Origin of the sequence: Promicromonospora iranensis (assembly GCF_028994775.1) — a bacterium.
Classification (GTDB): Bacteria; Actinomycetota; Actinomycetes; order Actinomycetales; family Cellulomonadaceae; genus Promicromonospora; species Promicromonospora iranensis_A.
Genome location: NZ_JAJQMN010000010.1, coordinates 231,373 through 250,655 on the forward strand (window position 1 = coordinate 231,373; position 19,283 = coordinate 250,655).

Here is a 19,283-nt window from a genome sequence, read left to right on the forward strand (position 1 = left end):
TGCTCTGTCGCCGGCGACCCGTCCGGCGCCTGCTACGCCACCAGACGGTCGACCGCCTCCGACGAGAGCGCCTGGTCGACCGCCATGGCGCTCGCACCGAGGACGCCGGCCTGGGTGCCGGTCCGGGCGGTGACGATGCGCAGGTGCTGCGTCGCCAGGGGCAGGGACCGCTGGTAGACCACCTCGCGGATGCCTGCCACGATGTGCTCGCCGGCGTCGGCCAGGATGCCGCCGATCACGATCATCGACGGGTTGAGCAGGCTCACGCTCGTCGCGAGCACGGCACCGATGTCGCGGCCGGCCTGGCGGACGGCCTGGCTCGCGGCGACGTCCCCCGCCCGCACCATGGCGACGACGTCCGCGGGCTTCTCGGCGCCCTCCAGCGCGTTCGCGACGGCGAGCCCGCTCGCTATCGCCTCCAGGCAGCCGACGTTGCCGCATCGGCACACGACGTCAGTGACGCCCGGCACCGCGACGTGCCCGATGTCGCCCGCCGAACCCTGGGCGCCGCGCCGGAGCGCGCCGTCGGCGATGATGCCGGCGCCGATGCCCGTGGCGACCTTGACGAACAGCAGGTCCGCGACCTCGGGCCAGGCTGTCCGGTGCTCGCCGAGGGCCATGATGTTCACGTCGTTGTCGACGAGCACCGGCGCGTGGAACCGCGCGCCGAGGATGGCGGGTACGTCGGCGTCGTCCCAGCCCGGCATGATCGGCGGGTTGTTCGGCTTGCCGGTCGCGTGCTCCACCGGCCCCGGCAGGCCGACGCCGACGCCGGCGAGCTCGCTGGTGGACCGGCCGGCCTCGCGCAGCAGCTCGGCGCCCGTCCGCGCGACCTGGTCGAGCACGGTGTCGGGACCGTCGGTGATCAGCAGCGGCAGCTCACGCTGCGCCAGGATGGTGGAGGCGAGGTCGGTCAGGGCGAACCGCGCGTGCGTCGCGCCGAGGTCGACCCCCAGCACCACCCGGGCGGACGGCGCGAACGCGAACGTCGCCGGCGGGCGGCCCCCGGTCGAGGAAGCCTCGCCGGCCGGGGCGATGAGCCCGGCCGTCATGAGCAGGTCGATGCGTGCCGCGACGGTCGACCGGGCCTGGCCCGTGACGGCCGCGAGATCGGCCCGCGTGCGGGGCCGCCCGTCGCGCAAGAGCTGGAACATGTCCCCCGCTCCAGAGACCTTGGGCGCCTGCTGAAACACTTCCCGTGCCACTTCCACCATGCCTCTAGTCAATCATGGTCAACGAAGTTGCGACTTTTGCTTGACCGTCGCCAAAAGTCCCTCTACGTTCATTCCATGGTCGACGTGGACCCCCCTGGGGCAGAGCAACGGGCGCAGCAGCCCCTGCTGCAGATGCGTGGCATCGTGAAGGAGTTCCCCGGCGCGCGGGCACTCGACGGCGTGGACCTCGAGGTCCGCCCGGGCGAGGTGCACTGCCTGCTGGGTCAGAACGGGGCTGGCAAGTCCACCCTGATCAAGGTCTTGGCCGGTGCGCACCAGCCCACGGCGGGTGAGGTGCTGCTCGACGGCGAACCGGTGACCATCCCGGATCCGGTCGCGGCCCTCGGTCTCGGCATCGCGACGATCTACCAGGAGCTGGATGTCGTCGACGGGCTCACCGTCGCCGAGAACATCTACCTCGGGCACGAGCTCGCACGGGGCGGCGTCACCCGCCGGTCCGACGCGGCCCGGAACACCCGGGAGATCCTGAAGCGGCTCGGCCACCCGGAGATCTCGCCGCACCGCGAGGTGGGCAGCCTGCCGGCGGCCGGCAAGCAGATCGTCTCGCTGGCCCGTGCGCTGTCCCGGGACGCGCGCGTGGTCGTCATGGACGAGCCGTCCGCCGTGCTGGACTCCGAGGAGGTCGAGAACCTCCACCGGATCGTGCGTGAGCTCACCGCCGACGGTGTCGCCGTCATCTACATCTCGCACCGGCTCGAGGAGATCCGCCAGCTCGGTCACCGCATCACGGTGATCAAGGACGGCCGCACGGTCGCGACGAGCCTGTCCGTGGCGGACACGCCGACGGACGAGCTGATCAAGCTCATGACGGGTCGCGCGGTCGAGTACTCGTTCCCGAAGCGTCCCGGCGTCCCCGAGGACGCCGCGCCGGTTCTCGAGGTCAGCGACCTCGGGCTCGGCGACGTCTTCTCCGACGTCTCCCTGACCGTGCGGGCGGGCGAGATCGTCGGCCTGGCGGGCCTCGTCGGCTCCGGCCGCTCCGAGATCCTGGAGACGATCTACGGCGCCCGGCGGGCGACGTCGGGCACCGTGCGGATGGGCGGCAAGCGCCTACGACCCGGTGTGCACGCGGCGGTCGCCGCGGGCATGGGTCTGTGCCCCGAGGAGCGCAAGAGCCAGGGCCTGCTCCTGGACGAGCCCGTCTACCGGAACATCACCCTGTCCTCCTTCGCGCGCCTGGCGCACGGCGGCTGGCTCGACGAGGGAGCGGAGCGTGCCGCGGCGCGCGAGCAGGTCGAGGCACTCGAGCTGCGGCCCGCCTCCGTGGACCGCGAGGCGCGCACGCTCTCGGGCGGCAACCAGCAGAAGGCGCTGCTCGCCCGCTGGCTCGTGCACGGATGCCGTGTCCTGCTGCTCGACGAGCCCACCCGGGGCGTCGACGTGGGAGCGCGCTCCGAGATCTACAACCTGATCCGCAGGCTGGCCGACGACGGCGCCGCAGTCATCGTCGTCTCCAGCGAGATCCCCGAAGTACTGGGCCTGGCAGACCGGGTTCTGGTCATCTCTGACGGCCGGACTGTTCACGACAGCCCGGCCGACGACATCGACGAGCACCGAGTGCTCGACCTGGTCATGGAAGGAAGTGTCTCGTGAGCGGACGATCGGCCCTGTCAGGGCCGGCCCTGCGAATGGGGGGCCTCGTGCTCGCCCTGATCCTGCTGTGCGTCGTCGGGATCGCCACCACAGGTGGACGGTTCGCCAGCGCCGGCAACATCACCACGATCCTCAGCCTCGCTGCGGTGACCGGGGTGGTCAGCATCGGCATGACGTTCGTCATCACCGCCGGTGGCATCGACCTCTCGGTCGGCTCGGTGCTCGGTCTGGCCACCGTCTGGGCCTCCACACTGTCCACCCAGTACATGGCCGAGGACTACGGCTGGTGGGTCATGGTGGTCACCGCGCTGGCGGTCGGCCTGGCGGCGGGCCTGATCAACGGCGCCCTCGTCGCGTACGGCAAGGTACCGGCCTTCATGGCCACCCTCGCCATGCTGGCCGCGGCCAAGGGCCTCGCCGAGCTCATCGCCGGCCGGCAGACGCAGCGTGTCGAGGTGGACCCGTTCCTCGACGTCTTCCGCGCCGACCTGCTCGGCCTGCCGGTGATCGTGTGGATCTTCGTCGTGGTCGCGGCCGCGGGCTGGTTCCTGCTGAACCGCACCACCTTCGGTCGACGCACCGTCGCGGTGGGCGGCAACCCGGAGGCCGCGCGCCTCGCCGGCATCAAGATCAAGCGCCACACGCTCTACCTGTACGGGCTGACGGGCCTCACCGCGGGTATCGGTGCCGTGATGATGCTGGCCCGCACCACGGCCGGTTCCTCGACGACCGGGACGCTCCTCGAGCTGGACGTCATCGCGGCGGTCGTGGTCGGTGGCACGCTGCTGGCCGGCGGCCGCGGCACCATCACCGGCACCGTGCTGGGCGTGCTCATCTTCTCGACGCTCACCAACGTGTTCATCCTCAACAACATCGACAGCTCGGTCCAGGCGATCGCCAAGGGCGCGATCATCGTGGGCGCCGTGCTCCTGCAGCAGTGGTTCGCCGCGCGCGAGAAGTCGACGAGCACCTGAGCCGCGGCCGCGGGACGGCCGCCTACCCCGACACCTTTCAGTCAACCCAGTAGCTACACCCCGGATCAAGGGAGATCACCATGACTTCGTCCACAGCAGTACGCACGCGCAGGGTTTCCGGCGCCTTCATCGCGGCGGCCTGTGCCGCGCTCGTCGTCACCGGCTGCGTCAGCAACGAGCCCCGTGACGAGGAGACGGCCGCGGCCGGCCCCGTCACCACGACGGAGAACGACGAGCCCGGCGACGAGGTCGTCATCGGCTTCTCCGCTCCGGCCGCCGACCACGGGTGGATGGGCGCCATCACCGCGGCGGCCGAGGCCGAGGCCGAGAAGTACGAGGACGTGGAGCTCCGCGTCGCGGAGGGCACGAACGACGTCAACGTGCAGATCAGCCAGATCGAGGGCTTCATCACCGACGAGGTGGATGCCATCGTCCTGCTGCCGTTCGACGGCGCCGCGCTCACCGAGGTGGCGCTCGAGGCGATGGAGGCCGGTATCCCGGTCATCAACGTGGACCGCGAGTTCACCAGCCCCTTCGCCGCCCGCACCACGGTGCTGGGTGACAACTACGGCATGGGCGTGAGCGCCGGCACCTACATCTGCGAGCAGCTGGGTGACAACCCGGACGCCGTGGTCGCGGAGATCGCCGGGATCGACGCCCTGCCGCTGACGACGGACCGTAGCAACGGCTTCAAGGACGCGCTGGAGGACTGCGGCCTCGACGTCGACGCCCGCGTCGCCGCCGACTTCACGGTCGCGGGCGGCGAGGAGGCCACGGCGAACCTGCTGTCCGCCGAGCCCGAGATCGACGCGATCTGGAACCACGACGACGACCAGGGCATCGGCGTGCTCGCGGCCATCGAGAACGCCGGCCGCGACGAGTTCTTCCTGGTCGGCGGTGCGGGGTCGAGCGACATGATGGAAGAGATCCAGTCCGGCGACAGCGTGGTGCAGGCGACGGTCATCTACCCCTCCACCCAGGCCGCGGACGGCGTCAAGCTCGCCCGCCTGATCGCGCAGAACAAGACCATCGGCGACCTCGCGTCGATCGGCGTGCCGCGCACCGTCCAGCTCTTCGCGCCCGTCGTCACGGCGGACAACGTCGAGGAGTACCTGCCCATCGGCTTCGATTCCTGACGCGGTGACGCATCAGGACGACGCCCGCTCGGGTGTGCGACACGGCGGTGAGACAACAGTGGCGGGAGGCGCGGTATGAGTAGCGGTAAGAGCGAGCTCGGGGTCGGCATGGTCGGCTACGCGTTCATGGGGTCGGCACACTCGCAGGCCTGGCGCACGGCGCCGCGGTTCTTCGACCTGGCCCTGGCACCGCGCATGCGCGCGGTGGCGGGGCGGGACGAGGCCGCGGTCCGTGCGGCGGCCGACAAGCTGGGCTGGGACGAGGCGGTCGTCGGCTGGAAGGACCTGCTGAAGCGGGATGACATCGGGCTGATCGACGTCTGTACGCCCGGTGACACGCACGCCGAGATCGCAGTGGCGGCGCTGGAGGCGGGCAAGCACGTCCTGTGCGAGAAGCCGCTGGCCAACAGCGTGGCCGAGGCGGAGACGATGGTCGCGGCGGCCGAGGCCGCCGCGGAGCGGGGTGTGCGCGCGATGGTGGGTTTCACCTACCGCCGCGTGCCCGCCATCGCCCTGGCCCGGCAGCTGGTCGAGCAAGGGCGCATCGGCCAGGTCCGGCACGTGCGCGCGCAGTACCTGCAGGACTGGATCGCCGACCCGCAGGCGCCGATGTCCTGGCGTCTCGACAAGCAGAAGGCGGGTTCCGGCGCGCTGGGTGACATCGGTGCCCACGTGGTGGACCTCGCGCAGTACGTCACGGGTGAGTCGCTCACCGGGGTGAGCGGCCTGCTCGAGACGTTCGTGCACGAGCGCCCGGAGGCGTCGTCGTCCTCGGGCCTGTCCGGTGTGGCCGACGGCGGCCGTACGGGCAAGGTCACGGTGGACGACGCCGCGGTCTTCCTCGGGCGGATGTCCGGCGGCGGGCTGGCGACCTTCGAGGCGACCCGGTTCGCCTGGGGCCGCAAGAACGCGATCCGGCTGGAGATCAACGGCTCGAAGGGTTCGCTCGCGTTCGACTTCGAGGACATGAACCTCCTGCACTTCTTCGACGCGGCGGACGACGCGGCGACGGCGGGCTTCCGCCGCATCGTCGTGACCGAGCCGGAGCACCCGTACGGCGGCGCCTGGTGGCCGCCGGGCCACGGCCTCGGGTACGAGCACGCGTTCACGCACCAGGTCGTCGATCTGATGGGCGACCTGGCCGCCGGGCGGCAGCCGACGCCGTCGTTCAGTGACGGCCTGGCGGTCCAGCGCGTGCTGGACGCGGTCGAGCGCAGCGCAGCCGGCGGCGGAGGGTGGGTGTCGCTCGTCTGAGTTCCGGGCTCAGGGCGGTGCGGTGACCGCACTGCCCTGAGCACCACCCGCACCACAGCAGTAGCAGTAGCAGTAGCACCTGCACCGCACTAGTACTGACCCGACTCAATGAGGAGCTCCAGGTGAGAAACGTGCAACGAGCCCGCCGCGTTCTGCGGTCGGTGGTCGTGGCAGCCGCCGTGACCGCTCTTGGTATCCCCGTAGCGCTGACGTCGGCCGCACAGCCGGCCGCGGCGCCGGAACCGGTCGCACTGCCCGGCATCGGGGCGGCCGCCGCACCTGGTGACGCGGCAGCCGAACCCTTCGACGCCCTCGTCTTCTCGAAGACGGCGGGCTTTCGGCACGGCTCGATCCCCGCAGGCGTCGCGGCGATCACGGAGCTCGGCGCGGCGAACGACTTCACGGTCACCGCCACCGAGGACGCCGGCGTCTTCACCGACGAGGGCCTCGCCGACTACGAGGTGGTCGTCTTCCTGTCCACGACGGGTGACGTGCTCAGCGGCGAGCAGCAGGCCGCGTTCGAGCGGTACATCCAGGGTGGCGGCGGCTACGCCGGCATCCACGCGGCCTCCGACACGGAGTACGACTGGCCCTGGTACGGCGAGCTGGTGGGGGCCTACTTCAACTCCCACCCGCAGAACCAGGACGCCACCATCAAGGTCGAGGACCACGCGCACGAGTCCACCGCGCACCTCCCCGACCGCTGGGACCGCCACGACGAGTGGTACAACTTCCGCACCAACCCCCGCGACGAGGTGCACGTCCTCGCCTCGCTGGACGAGTCCACCTACGCCGCCGGGACGGGCGCGATGGGCGCGGAGCACCCGATCGCCTGGTGCCACGACTACGACGGGGGCCGGTCCTGGTACACGGGTGGCGGGCACACCGACGCCTCGTACACCGAACCGGAGTTCCTCGAGCACCTCCTGGGCGGGCTGCAGACCGCGGCCGGGGTCGTCGACTCCGACTGCGCCGCGACGCAGAGCGACAGCTACGAGATGGTGCCGCTCGACGAGGACACCTCGAACCCGATGATGCTGGACGTGGCCGACGACGGCACCGTCTTCTACGTCGAGCGCGACGGCCGCGTCCAGGTGATCGATCCCGAGTCGAGCACCACGAGCACCGCGGTGACGTTGTCCGTGACCCAGTCGAACGAGGACGGGCTGACCGGCATCGTGCTCGACCCGGACTTCGCGTCGAACGGCTGGGTGTACCTGTTCTGGTCACCGCAGGACGTCGGTGACGACGGCCCGCACAACCGGGTCTCGCGTTTCGAGTACGACGCCGCAGCCGGCACGATCGACCCGGCCACCGAGGAGACCGTCCTCGTCATCCCGACGCAGCGTCAGACGTGCTGCCACGCGGGTGGTGACATGGTGTTCGACGCCGACGGCAACCTGTACGTGGCCACCGGTGACAACACGAACCCGTTCGAGTCGCAGGGCTACTCGCCGGTGGACGAGCGGGCCGGGCGGGCGAACTACGACTCCCAGCGCACGTCGGCCAACAGCAACGACCTGCGCGGCAAGGTGCTGCGGATCACCCCTCAGGACGACGGCTCGTACACGGTTCCCGAGGGGAACATGTTCGCCCCGGGGGAGGAGGACACGCTGCCCGAGATCTACGCGATGGGCTTCCGCAACCCGTTCCGGATCGGCGTCGACCCGGCGACCGGCAACGTGCTCGTGGCCGACTACGGCCCGGACGCCGGCTCGGCGAGCGCGGCCCGTGGGCCGGCCGGCACGGTGGAGTGGAACGTCGTGAGCGAGCCCGGTTTCTACGGGTGGCCGTACTGCACGGGAGCGAATGCCGACTACCGCGCCTACGACTTCGCCACCGGGCAGTCCGGTGCGGCGTTCGACTGCGCCGGCGGTCCGGTGAACGACTCCCCGAACAACACCGGCATCACCCAGCTGCCGCCCGCCGTGGAGGCGGAGGTCTGGTACGGGTACGCGACCAACCCGCTGTTCCCCGAGATCGGCGGCGGTGGCGCACCGATGGGCGGCCCGGTGTACTCCTACGACCCGGACCTGGAGTCCGACGTCAAGTGGCCGGCCTACTGGGACGGCAAGGCGCTGTTCGGTGAGTGGAACCAGGGGCGGATGTACTCGTTCCAGCTGGCCGGCGAGCAGCGAGACGACCTCGTGGACATCAACCGGGCCCTGCCGGGCATCTTCGACCCGGAGGCCGGGTTCGACCGGCCGATGGACTTCGACTTCGGGCCCGACGGCGCGCTCTACGTCGTCGACTGGGGTTCTGGCTTCGGTGGGAACAACGACAGCTCGGGCGTGTACCGGGTCAACTACGTCAAGGGTGAGCCGGCACCGGTCGCGCAGGCCTCGGCCGACGTGACCGACGGCCTCGCCCCGCTGACCGTGCAGTTCTCGTCGGAAGGTACCCGGCACCCGGCCGGGGAACCGATCACGTTGCAGTGGACCTTCGGCGACGGCTCGGAGCCGAGCACCGAGGCGAACCCGACCCATACCTACACGGAGAACGGCCGCTACACCGCCCAGCTCGTCGCCACCGACGCCGCCGGGCAGACCGGCGTGGCGAACGTGACGATCGTGGTCGGCAACATCGCCCCCGAGGTGACGATCACCTTCCCCGAGAACGGTGGTTTCTTCGAGTGGGGTGACCAGGTCCGCTACGAGATCGACGTCGAAGACCCCGACGGCGACGTGAGCTGTGAGGACGTCTCGCTGTTCACCTCGCTCGGCCACGACTCGCACGCGCACCCGTTCGACGAGCTGACCGGCTGCGAGGGCGTCATCCAGACGGCCCGCGACGAGGGCCACGGCATCGAGGCGAACATCTTCTGGGTGATCGAGGCGTTCTACACCGACGACGGCGGGGCGGCCGGCGCACCGCTGACGGCCACCGACCTGCAGGTCCTGCAGCCCAAGCTGGTCCAGTCGGAGTTCTTCACCGGCACCGGGCGGGTGGACGGCATCGGCGACGGTACGGGCACCCCGGGTGTCCAGGTCGAGGAGACAGGTGACACCGCAGGTGGCGGCCAGAACATCGGGTACATCGAGCCCGGTGACTACTGGGCCCACGAGCCGGTGGGCCTGGCCGGCGTCGACGCCATCTCGTTGCGCGCGGCCTCCGGCGCCGCCGGTGGGGAGATCTCGGTGCGCTGGGACGCGCCGGACGGTCCCGAGATCGGCCGTATCACGGTGCCGAGCACCGGTGGCTGGCAGCAGTACGTCGACGCCCGTACCGAGCTGACCGATGTGCCGTCGGGCTCGGGGTCGCTGCACTTCGTCCTGCTCTCCGGCGGGGTCAACGCCAACTGGATGGAGATCGACGGCCGAGGGGTCACCGACAACGAGAGGCCGGAGGTCGAGCTCACGGTCGACCCGGTCGCGGGTGACGCCCCGCTGACCGTGACCGCCACCGCCGAGGCCACCGACCCCGACGGAACCGGAGACCTGACCTACGCCTGGGACGCCGGACTCGGTGACGGGTTCGTCGACGGCACGTCCGCCTTCGAGCACACCTACGACGAGCCGGGCACGTACCGGCTCCAGGTACGCGTCACCGACGAGGGCGGCGCCTATGCCGTCGAGTACGTCATGGTCGAGGTCACCGGAACCCTTCCGGAGCCGACGCCCTGCCTGGCGGGCCGGTCGGACGACTTCCTCGGTGACGAGCTCGACCCGGACCGCTGGACGGTGCTGGACCGCAACCAGGATCTGCAGGTCGCCGACGGGGTCCTCACGATCCCGGCGAGCGTCTCGGACTTCTACGGCACGAACAACACGACCGTGCCCAACGTCGTCCTGCAGGAACTGCCCGACGGCCCGTTCACCGCGACGGCCAAGGTCACCATCCCGGCCCACGCGCAGTACCAGCAGGCGGGGCTGTTGATCTACGGGGACGCGGACAACTACGCGAAGATGGTCATCCAGGGCCGTTCGGCACCTGCCGACCCGGCGACGCGCATCTTCCAGTACGTCCGTGAGGAGGCCGGCGCACCGAACGAGGTCGGCGGCTCCAACACCGCCGCGCTCGGTCAGGCATACCCCGACACGGTGTACGTGCGACTGGCGAGCAGCGACGGCGAGGACCTGACGGCTTCGTACTCCGCCGACGGCGTCCAGTTCACGGCGATGCCGCAGACCAAGTCGCTCGACGGCATCGCCGATGCGCGGATCGGTCTCTTCGCGCTCGCGGGTGCGGGCTCGGCGGCTGACGTGGTGGACGCGCAGTTCGACTGGTTCCACATCACCCCGGACGACACGGCCGGGACCCCCGGGCCCGCGGACGAGTTCGACGGGGACACCCTCGACGGCTGCCGCTGGGACGTGGTGCGGGAGGATCCCACGGGCTACCGGGTGACAGGTGGTGCGCTGGAGATCGACACGACCGCCACGGACATCTACACGGGCAGCAACACCGGCACGCCGAACATCGTCGTGCAGGACCTGCCGGAGGACGACTGGACGGTCGAGACCCGGGTGGACGGGTCGGACTTCGACCAGCAGTACCAGCAGGGCGGTCTCATCGTGTACGGGGACGACGACAACTACGTCAAGCTCGACCTCGTGACCGACAACGCGGCGGGCGACCCGGTCGCGCAACGCATCGAGCTGCGCAGCGAGGTCGGCTCCGTGGTGCAGGACCCGCAGCCGAACGCGAACGACCTCACATCGGGCGTGTGGCACCTGCGGCTGTCGAAGCAGGGGTCGACCTTCACCGGTGAGTACAGCGCCGACGGCGAGGACTGGACGGCGCTCGCCGATCCGGTGACCCACGACGGGCTCGAGGACGCCCGGGTGGGTCTGTACGCCCTCGGGGCCTCTCAGCAGTCGGCGGCCACGGCCACGTTCGAGCACTTCCGGACGGGGGACGCCACCGAGCCGCTCGAGGTGACGGGTACGTTGTCGCCGGCTGAACCGGACGGCCCGGACGGGCAGTGGCTCGGGCCGGTGACCGTCACGGTGGAGACGGCCGGGGGCCCGGACGGTGCGCAGGTGTACCGGGAGGTCAACGTCGACGACGGGGGCTGGGCCGAGTACACGGCACCGCTGGAGATCTCGGCGGCCGGCGCTCACACCGTCCAGGTGCGGGCCTCGGTGGACGGCGAGACCGTGGTGGGCGAGACCCTCGAGTTCACCATCGCCGAGCCGCAGCTCACCGAGGCGACGCCTGCGGTCGACGTCGTGCAGCCCACGTGCTCGTACGGGCCGTCCGGGGCCGAGGTCGTCACGGGGGGCGCGCTCGTCCCGGCCGAGATGGCCGGCGTGCGCTCGTACGTGGTGCGCGAGTGGGTCGACGGCGCGGCCGGCGACCTCGTGGCGGACCTGGACGACGTGGCTCCGGGGACGTACCGGGTCGCGGCCCGCCCGGCCGAGGGGTACGTGCTCGTGGGCGAGGGCGACTGGAAGGTCCGGGACAACGGGCTCGCCGTGCTCTTCGTGACGCTCGAGGATCCGGAGTGCCCCGACCCGAACACGCCGGACGTCGTGGTCGTGGCCGCGACCTGCGACGCCGATGGTTCGATCGACCCGGTCGAGCTGCCGGGGGTGCGCAGCTACGTCGTGCACCGCTGGGTCGACGGCGAGGCGGACGGCAAGGTCCGTGACCTGGGCGACCTCGCCCCGGGTGACTACCGGGTGGTCGCCACGCCTGCCCGCGGTGCGGAGCTGACGGCGGCCGGGGACTGGGAGCTCAGCCCGTCCGGCAAGGCACACCTCATCGCGACCGTCGAAGAGAGGTGCGACTGACAGGGCTGGGGCGTGCACCGACCACCGGTGCACGCCCCGTCGCACCATGGTCGGAGGTCAGCGGCAGAGCTGGTGACCGCAGGGCCCCCGTGAGTCGGAGAGGAACGAGCATGAAACGGTTCACCAGTCTCGGCGCGGCGCTCGCGCTGGCGCTCGGGCTCGCCGTCGCCGCCACGGCGCCGGCCGCCGCGCACGGCGGCAAGGTCGACATCGAGCTCGGCACCGATGGCGCCGGCGGTGTCTCCGCCGCGCTGACCTGGGCGGGCGACGGACATCCGGTCGAGGAGTCGGCCGTCGTCGTCGTGCACGCGGTCTCGGACACCGGCGACGAGGTCGGCCCCGCCACGCTCGTCTCCGCGTCCGAAGGGGTCGGCTGGTACCGCTCCGACCCCGAGCTGCTCGGCGCGGGGCACTGGACGGTGACCGCGCGGGTGACGGAACCGAAGAAGGCGAAGGTGGAGGTGCAGCTCGACGTCGCCGCACCGGCCGCCCCGCCGTCCGAGGACGAAGCAGCCGACTCCGCACGGTCCGAGCAGGCAGGGTCCGAGCAGGCAGGGTCCGAGCAGGCAGGGTCCGAGCCGGCAGAGTCCGAGGCGGAGTCCGAGGCAGAGCCGTCCGGCCGAGGAGCCGCAGGTACCGGCGCGGACGCCGCCGGCGCGGCGGCCGGCGACGGGTCGCCGTCGTCCAGCGGCGTGCCCGCCTGGACCGGCTGGGTGCTGGGGGCGCTCGTCCTCGCCGGAGGGGCGGCGGCCGTCGTCGTCCTGCGCCGGCGCAGGACGTGACCGAAGACCGAAGGGCACGACCGGCGACGCCGGATCGTCACGCACAGGAGGAAAGAAAAATGGCACGACCGATCACCCTGTTCACCGGCCAGTGGGCCGATCTACCGCTCGAGGAGGTGGCGCGGCTCGCCGCGTCGTGGGGCTACGACGGCCTTGAGCTCGCCTGCTGGGGCGACCACCTGGACCCGTGGCGCTGGGACGACGACGAGTACGTCGCCGGCCGCCTGGAGCTGCTGGAGCGGCACGGCCTGAAGGTATGGGCGATCTCCAACCACCTCAAGGGCCAGGCGGTCTGTGACGACCCGATCGACCAGCGGCACCGCGACATCGTCTCCGACCGCGTCTGGGGCGACGGCGACCCCGAGGGCGTACGGCAGCGCGCCGCCGAGGAGATGAAGAACACCGCCCGGCTCGCCGCGAAGCTCGGCGTCAAGACGGTCGTCGGGTTCACCGGCTCGGCGATCTGGAAGTACGTGGCGATGTTCCCGCCCGTGTCGGACGCCGCGATCGAGGCCGGCTACCAGGACTTCGCCGACCGCTGGAACCCGATCCTCGACGTGTTCGACGAGGTGGGCGTCAAGTTCGCCCACGAGGTGCACCCGAGCGAGATCGCGTACGACTACTGGACCACCGTCCGGACCCTCGAGGCGATCGGCCACCGCGAGGCGTTCGGCCTGAACTGGGACCCCAGCCACATGGTGTGGCAGGACCTCGACCCGGTCAGCTTCCTCTGGGACTTCAAGGACCGGATCTACCACGTGGACTGCAAGGACACGAAGAAGCGCATGACGAACGGCCGCAACGGCCGCATGGGCTCGCACCTGCCGTGGGCGGACCCCCGCCGCGGCTGGGACTTCGTCTCCACCGGGCACGGCGACGTCCCGTGGGAGGACGCCTTCCGGATGCTCAACACGATCGGCTACGACGGCCCGATCTCCGTGGAGTGGGAGGACGCGGGCATGGACCGCCTCGTCGGTGCGCCCGAGGCGCTCCAGTTCGTGCGCTCGCACGCGTACGACGCGCCCGACGCCGCGTTCGACGCCGCGTTCTCGACCCGCTGAGGCCCCGACCCGCCGCAGTCACCGACGCCGGCGGCAGACACACCGAGCAGGGAGGTACCACCAGCTAGGCAAGGCACGACCGGCGGCGCAGCGCGGCGCCGGAGCGACATCAGGACCGGGCCCCGGACGAATGGGATGCGGACGAGGCCCGGTCGGCGTGACGAACTCGAAGAGGAGCTGCATCACGTATGAACAGTATCCAGACTCGCGCCCGCGCGAGGCGAAAGAAGACCCTGGCGGCGCTCGCCGCGACCTCGCTGGTCGGTGCGGCACTCCTGGCCACGCCGGCGGCGTCCGCCCACGAGGGTCACGACACCGCGACCCAGGACGGCGAGGCCGCCGCGGCGGCCGACACCGACTGGAGCAACTACGAGAAGGTCCTGCTCACCAAGGACGTCGGTGAACCCATCGACATGGCGGTGCTGCCCGACAAGCGGGTGCTCCACACGGCCCGCAACGGCGAGATCCGCGTGACCGACCCGGCCACGGGCGTCACCAAGGTGGTCAACACCCTCGACGTGTACGCGAACTCGGAGGACGGGCTGCAGGGCATCGCCATCGCGCCGGACTTCGCGGAGAGCAACGAGGTCTACCTCGTGTACGCCCCGCGGGACGCCGACGGTGACGGTACGGCGGACACGCCGTCGGGCAACGCGCCCAACTCGCTGCCCGCGGGCGAGGACGAGAGCTACTGGGACCGCTGGGTGGGCGTGAACCGACTGTCGAAGTTCACCTGGACGGGTGACGCCCTCGACCCGGCCTCGGAGCAGCCGATCCTCGACGTCGAGGTGCAGCGTGGCCAGTGCTGCCACGTCGGCGCCGACATCGACTTCGACGCCGAGGGCAACCTCTACCTGTCGACCGGGGACAACACCCCGGCCGGCACCCCGGGTGCCAGCGGCTACGCCCCGAACAACGACGCGCCGAACATGAACCCGGGCTTTGACGCACGTCGCGGCGCGGGCAACACGAACGACCTTCGGGGCAAGATCCTGCGGATCGACGTGAGGGACGAGATCCCGGCCGGCGCACCGCCGGGCGAGGGCAGCACGTACGACATCCCCGAGGGGAACCTGTTCCCTCCGGGCACGGAGGGCACGCGTCCGGAGATCTTCGTCATGGGCGTGCGCAACCCGTTCCGCATCGAGGTGGACCCGGAGACGAGCTCGCTGTCGTGGGGTGACTACGGGCCCGACGCCGGCGCCGCGAACCCCGACCGCGGACCGATGGGCTACGTGGAGTGGAACGCCGTGGGCCTCGACGACCCGCACAACTCCGGCTGGCCGTACTGCCACGGCCCGAACGCGGCCTACAACGAGTGGAACTTCGCGACGGCCACGCCCCGCGAGTTCTTCGACTGCGACGCGCCGCAGAACAACTCCCGCTGGAACACGGGCCTCACCGACCTCCCGCCGTCGCGGGCGGCGACCCTGTACTACGGGGACCAGCCCGGGCAGCAGCCGCGCGACGAGCTCGTGAACTTCGGCTCGGGTAGCGGGCAGGGCCCCATGGGCGGCCCGGTCTACCACTACGACCCGGAGAGCACGGCGCCCGGCAAGTTCCCGGAGCACTGGGACGGCAAGGCGTTCTTCGGCGAGTTCTCCCAGGACTACTACGCGGCGTTCAGCGTGGACTGGTCCACCTTCGAGGTCGGCGAGATCGAGGACTTCTTCCCGAACACCGCGCTCGAGGCAGCGGGCATGCCCCGCAACGACAACCCGATCGACCTCGAGTTCGGCCCGGACGGCTCGCTGTACGTCCTGGAGTACGGTGACGGCTTCTTCCGCCAGAACCCGGACTCCGGGCTGTACCGGATCGACTACGCGGAGGGCAACAAGGCGCCCCAGGCGCGGTTCACGGCCACCCCCTCGTCGTCGTCCTCCGCGCCCGTGGAGGTCACGTTCGACGCGTCCGCCTCGACCGACCCTGACGGCGACACACTCACGTACGAGTGGGACTTCGACGGTGACGGTTCGTTCGACGCCACCGGTGTCCAGGCCACCCACACCTACACCGAGCTCGACGTGTACACGGCCCGCCTCCGGGTCACCGACGCGCGCGCCAAGTTCTCCCTCACCTCGCAGGAGATCAGCGTCGGTAACCAGGCACCCGAGGTCACCATCGACTTCCCGGCCGACGGCGGGTTCTTCGAGTGGGGCGACGCGGTGCCGTTCCAGGTGAGCACGCAGGACGCCGAGGACGGCAGCGAGACGGTCTGCAGCCGGGTCGCATGGTCCTACGGGCTCGGCCATGACGAGCACGCGCACCCCGAGGTGTCCGGCACGGGCTGCACGGGAGTCTTCCCGACGGACCCGAACTCCCCGGAGCACGGTCCCGGCGCGGACCTCTACGGCGCCGTCGTCGTCACCTACACCGACAACGGGGCCAACGGCCTGCCGCCCGCCAAGGGCGAGGCCACCCTGCGCCTGAACCCCAAGCTGCAGGAGGCCGAGCACGCAGTGGTCAAGGGCGCCGAGGTGGTCGAGGACGAGGCAGCCTCGGCCGGCGCCTACGTGGCGGGCCTGACCAAGCGCGACTCGCTGGCCCTGGAGCGGGTCAGCCTGTCCGGTATCGACAGCGCGACCGCGACGGTGCGGGGCAAGGGCAAGGTCGAGCTCCGCTGGGGCTCGCCCACGGCCAAGCCGTTCGCGACGGCCAAGCTGACCGGCAAGGCGTGGCAGGACGTCGCCCTGGCGTTCGACGCCCCCGAGGGCACCGGGACGCTGTACCTCACCACGGCCGGCACGCTCGACGTCGACGCGGTGACGATGGTCGGCGCGGGCGTGGGGACGCCCCCGGCGGCAGCACAGAGCTCGACCGGCCCGACCCGGGCCGCTCAGATCGAAGGAGAGCAGTGATGGAATCACGCACTGACGTCAACCGCAGGAACTTCCTGAGGCTGGCCGGCGGCACCGTGGCCGTCGGCGCGGCCACGCTGGCCGGTGCCGGCCTCGCCGGCAGCGCGGCCGCCTCGACCCTCGCCCCCGCGGCGGCGACCGGAGCGGCGACCGCGGGTCGGGGCCGGGTGCTCGTACCCGCCGGCCACATCGGCATCCAGCTCTACTCGATCAGGGACAAGGTCTCCTCGCTCGGGTTCCGTACCGTGTTCGAGCGGCTCGCCGACATGGGGTACGCGGAGATCGAGTTCGCCGGGTACACGCAGGGCCAGGTCGGCCCGATCACGCCCGAGGAGATCCGGCAGCTGCTGGACGACAACGGCCTGCGCGCCGTCGGCTCGCACCGCGGGATCGCCGACTTCGCGAACAACATGGAGCGCGAGCTCGACATCGCCGAGATCCTCGGCATGGAGCACGTGGGCACCGCACAGGCACCCACGAACAACCGCACGGTCGCCGGATACCTCGCCGCGGCCGAGCAGTTCAACGGCTTCGGGGAGGCGGCGTCCGCCCGCGGACTGAAGTTCTACCAGCACAACCACGACGGCGAGTTCAGCTTCGCCACCGACAACCCGGACGTGCGCCTGTACGACGTCTTCTACGACAACACCGACCCGAGGAAGGTCTTCCTCGAGATGGACGTCTACTGGGCGTTCGTGGGCAAGCACCGCTACCCGGGATTCGAGCCGGTGGACTACGTCAAGCGTGACCCGCACCGCTACCCGCTCCTGCACCTCAAGGACGGCGACGCGAACCCGGCGAACACGGGGGGCTACGACATCGTGGAGTTCGGGGCCGGCGACCTGCCGTACACCGAGTTCCTGTCGGCGCTCGCGGGCTCGGGCCGCCGGCACGGCATCTGGGAGCAGGACAACGCCGCCTCGGTGGCCGCGCCCGGCTTCCCGGTCGACTCGTTCGGCAACGCCGAGCGGTCGTACGTCGAGATCCGGTCGCTGCGCGGCGAGCGCCGCTGAGCACACGAGCAGCTGAGTGAGGGGTGTGGCCGACGCCGTCCGGTGTCGGCCACACCCCTCACGTCGTCGGACGCCGCCCTCGCTAACGGGTGCGGAGGAGCACCACGTCGTCGTGCTCCAGACCGCCCACCACGAAGGTGCGCCGGCCGATCACCTCGAATCCGTGCTTCCGGTAGAAGGCCTGGGCACGCAGGTTCTGGGCGTTCGTCCCCAGCCAGCAGGGCAGACCGGGCCCGAGCTCGGCCGCCGCGTCGGAGGCGGCCCGCATGAGCGCACCGGCGACGCCGCCACCCTGCACGTCGGGCTGGACGTAGATCTTGGACAGCTCGACATAGGGAGCCTCGCGCCCGCTCGCCTCTCGGACGGTCGCGGCCTCGGTCGTGCCCTCCGGGGAGCCGAGGACGAGGAGGGCGTAGCCGAGCAGTCGTGCGCCGTCGTCGTACACGAGGAGCGCGTGCCGGTCGCTGGTGGCCCAGTCGCGAAAGTGCGGGGGGCTCAGCTTCTGCGCGATGTGCGTCGCCATCTCGGCGCGTGCGGCCTCGGGCGGGCAGGCGAGCGGGAAGGTGAGGGCGGCCAGCCACGCGGTCTCGGCCGCATCATCGGCGGTAGCCCTGCGGACGACGCCGGGACGCGTCGCCGGGGCTGACGGAGGCCGGCCTGCGGGACCCGGTGCGGTGCCCGGCGCCGTGGGGGCCTCGTCGGTGGTTTGGGTGGGGGCGGCAAGCTCCGCCTCGGGCTCGGATGTCACGTCTCGAACGTAGTACTGGGTGCCGCCGCACTGCACCGGGTGCCCAGACAGGAAAATGCCGGTGCGGGGCGGGGCAAAGAAGGGTTGGTCGAGGGCTGGAGCGGGGCACTGAAGACCGGTAGGCGTGTCCCCCGTCACAAGCGACGTCCGGGGGCCCGTCATGACATGTTCAAAACAGCCCCTGACCTGCGGAAACGCAGTGTGCCGCAGGCCACTCCGAGCGAAGTGGCGTCCACGGGGGAACGTGTGTAATGTTCTCCAGGTCAGCCCGACGGGCAGACGGACACCAGCCGGAAACGGCAGGGTGGCCGCGCCGGGGCTGAAACCCACATCGTAGGACCAGGGAACTTTGTGTTCCCCGGAACAGGATGTGGTGCCGAATTCGGCAGGCAGGTGCAATTCCTTCCAGTTCTGAGAACGGAAGCGAATTTGATCGGCCGAAAGAATCTGGTAAGTTACGGAAATCGGAAATGATTCGGATGATCGAAGAATTCTCCCGGCTGAGAGGCTGGCGAGGATTTGGAAAGTCCGAAAGGGCCTGGTAAGTTACAGGCACTGCCCCGGACAGGGAAGCGATCGGAAAGATTGCGACTTTGACGGTGTGCGTCGGTTGTTTGAGAACTCAACAGTGTGCTTGATAGTCAATGCCAAATGTTTTAACCCTTGTCGGGTGTGGCTTTGCTGACCGTCCGGTTGGTGGGGTTACATTGTCGCGAGGGGTTGTTTGGACGGACACAAATCATCAGATTTGTATCTGGCCGGTATCATTGTTCACGCTCGCCTTTTGGGTGGGTGTGGATGTTTCTCTTTTACGGAGAGTTTGATCCTGGCTCAGGACGAACGCTGGTGGCGTGCTTAACACATGCAAGTCGAACGGTGAAGCCCAGCTTGCTG

At 70.5% G+C, this 19,283-nt stretch carries 11 protein-coding genes and 1 rRNA gene; 10 read left to right on the forward strand and 2 right to left on the reverse strand.

Features of this window, described 5'->3' with window-relative positions:
* Window positions 1–32 precede the first annotated feature (32 nt).
* Window positions 33–1,154 (reverse strand): ROK family transcriptional regulator, encoded by a 1,122-nt coding sequence (locus LUU90_RS19765; protein ID WP_275005558.1) that lies wholly within the window; start codon window positions 1,152–1,154, stop codon window positions 33–35.
* 135 nt (window positions 1,155–1,289) lie between these two features.
* On the opposite strand from LUU90_RS19765, the gene LUU90_RS19770 reads away from it, so the two are divergent.
* The 9 genes from LUU90_RS19770 (at window position 1,290) to LUU90_RS19810 (ending at window position 17,641) form a co-directional block, all read left to right on the forward strand.
* Window positions 1,290–2,828 (forward strand): sugar ABC transporter ATP-binding protein, encoded by a 1,539-nt coding sequence (locus tag LUU90_RS19770; RefSeq protein WP_275005559.1) that lies wholly within the window; start codon window positions 1,290–1,292, stop codon window positions 2,826–2,828.
* A gap of 35 nt (window positions 2,829–2,863) precedes the next feature.
* Entirely contained in the window at window positions 2,864–3,802 is a 939-nt protein-coding gene (locus LUU90_RS19775; RefSeq protein ID WP_275005577.1) for an ABC transporter permease, read from the forward strand.
* Between the two features lie 80 nt (window positions 3,803–3,882).
* Window positions 3,883–4,938 (forward strand): substrate-binding domain-containing protein, encoded by a 1,056-nt coding sequence (locus tag LUU90_RS19780; RefSeq protein WP_275005560.1) that lies wholly within the window; start codon window positions 3,883–3,885, stop codon window positions 4,936–4,938.
* 75 nt (window positions 4,939–5,013) lie between these two features.
* Complete coding sequence (locus LUU90_RS19785) at window positions 5,014–6,192, forward strand: Gfo/Idh/MocA family protein (protein ID WP_275005561.1); 1,179 nt, start codon at window positions 5,014–5,016, stop codon at window positions 6,190–6,192.
* Between the two features lie 122 nt (window positions 6,193–6,314).
* The gene (locus LUU90_RS19790; RefSeq protein ID WP_275005562.1) at window positions 6,315–11,927 is read left to right on the forward strand and encodes a ThuA domain-containing protein; all 5,613 of its coding nucleotides are present in this window, start codon (window positions 6,315–6,317) and stop codon (window positions 11,925–11,927) included.
* Window positions 11,928–12,037: 110 nt separating this feature from the next.
* A complete protein-coding gene (locus LUU90_RS19795) occupies window positions 12,038–12,709 on the forward strand; it encodes a hypothetical protein (protein ID WP_275005564.1) in 672 nt (223 codons plus the stop codon).
* Between the two features lie 59 nt (window positions 12,710–12,768).
* Window positions 12,769–13,770 (forward strand): sugar phosphate isomerase/epimerase family protein, encoded by a 1,002-nt coding sequence (locus LUU90_RS19800; protein WP_275005565.1) that lies wholly within the window; start codon window positions 12,769–12,771, stop codon window positions 13,768–13,770.
* A 188-nt stretch (window positions 13,771–13,958) separates the two neighbouring features.
* The gene (locus tag LUU90_RS19805) at window positions 13,959–16,628 is read left to right on the forward strand and encodes a PQQ-dependent sugar dehydrogenase (RefSeq protein ID WP_275005567.1); all 2,670 of its coding nucleotides are present in this window, start codon (window positions 13,959–13,961) and stop codon (window positions 16,626–16,628) included.
* Window positions 16,628–17,641, forward strand: a complete 1,014-nt coding sequence (locus tag LUU90_RS19810; protein ID WP_275005569.1) for a sugar phosphate isomerase/epimerase family protein — start codon at window positions 16,628–16,630, stop codon at window positions 17,639–17,641. Before LUU90_RS19805 ends, LUU90_RS19810 begins: the two co-directional genes overlap by 1 nt.
* An 82-nt stretch (window positions 17,642–17,723) precedes the next feature.
* On the opposite strand, the gene LUU90_RS19815 is transcribed toward LUU90_RS19810, so the two are convergent.
* Window positions 17,724–18,389, reverse strand: a complete 666-nt coding sequence (locus tag LUU90_RS19815; RefSeq protein WP_275005570.1) for a GNAT family N-acetyltransferase — start codon at window positions 18,387–18,389, stop codon at window positions 17,724–17,726.
* An 808-nt stretch (window positions 18,390–19,197) separates the two neighbouring features.
* Here LUU90_RS19815 and LUU90_RS19820 point away from each other — a divergent pair.
* Window positions 19,198–19,283 (forward strand): 16S ribosomal RNA (locus tag LUU90_RS19820); the annotation flags it as partial.

Coding starts and splice junctions, on each gene's coding strand:
- LUU90_RS19810 (WP_275005569.1), top strand. CDS start 16,628: ATGGAATCACGCACTGACGTCAACCGCAGGAACTTCCTGAGGCTGGCC.
- LUU90_RS19770 (WP_275005559.1), top strand. CDS start 1,290: ATGGTCGACGTGGACCCCCCTGGGGCAGAGCAACGGGCGCAGCAGCCC.
- LUU90_RS19805 (WP_275005567.1), top strand. CDS start 13,959: ATGAACAGTATCCAGACTCGCGCCCGCGCGAGGCGAAAGAAGACCCTG.
- LUU90_RS19765 (WP_275005558.1), bottom strand. CDS start 1,154: ATGTTCCAGCTCTTGCGCGACGGGCGGCCCCGCACGCGGGCCGATCTC.
- LUU90_RS19780 (WP_275005560.1), top strand. CDS start 3,883: ATGACTTCGTCCACAGCAGTACGCACGCGCAGGGTTTCCGGCGCCTTC.
- LUU90_RS19775 (WP_275005577.1), top strand. CDS start 2,864: ATGGGGGGCCTCGTGCTCGCCCTGATCCTGCTGTGCGTCGTCGGGATC.
- LUU90_RS19800 (WP_275005565.1), top strand. CDS start 12,769: ATGGCACGACCGATCACCCTGTTCACCGGCCAGTGGGCCGATCTACCG.
- LUU90_RS19785 (WP_275005561.1), top strand. CDS start 5,014: ATGAGTAGCGGTAAGAGCGAGCTCGGGGTCGGCATGGTCGGCTACGCG.
- LUU90_RS19795 (WP_275005564.1), top strand. CDS start 12,038: ATGAAACGGTTCACCAGTCTCGGCGCGGCGCTCGCGCTGGCGCTCGGG.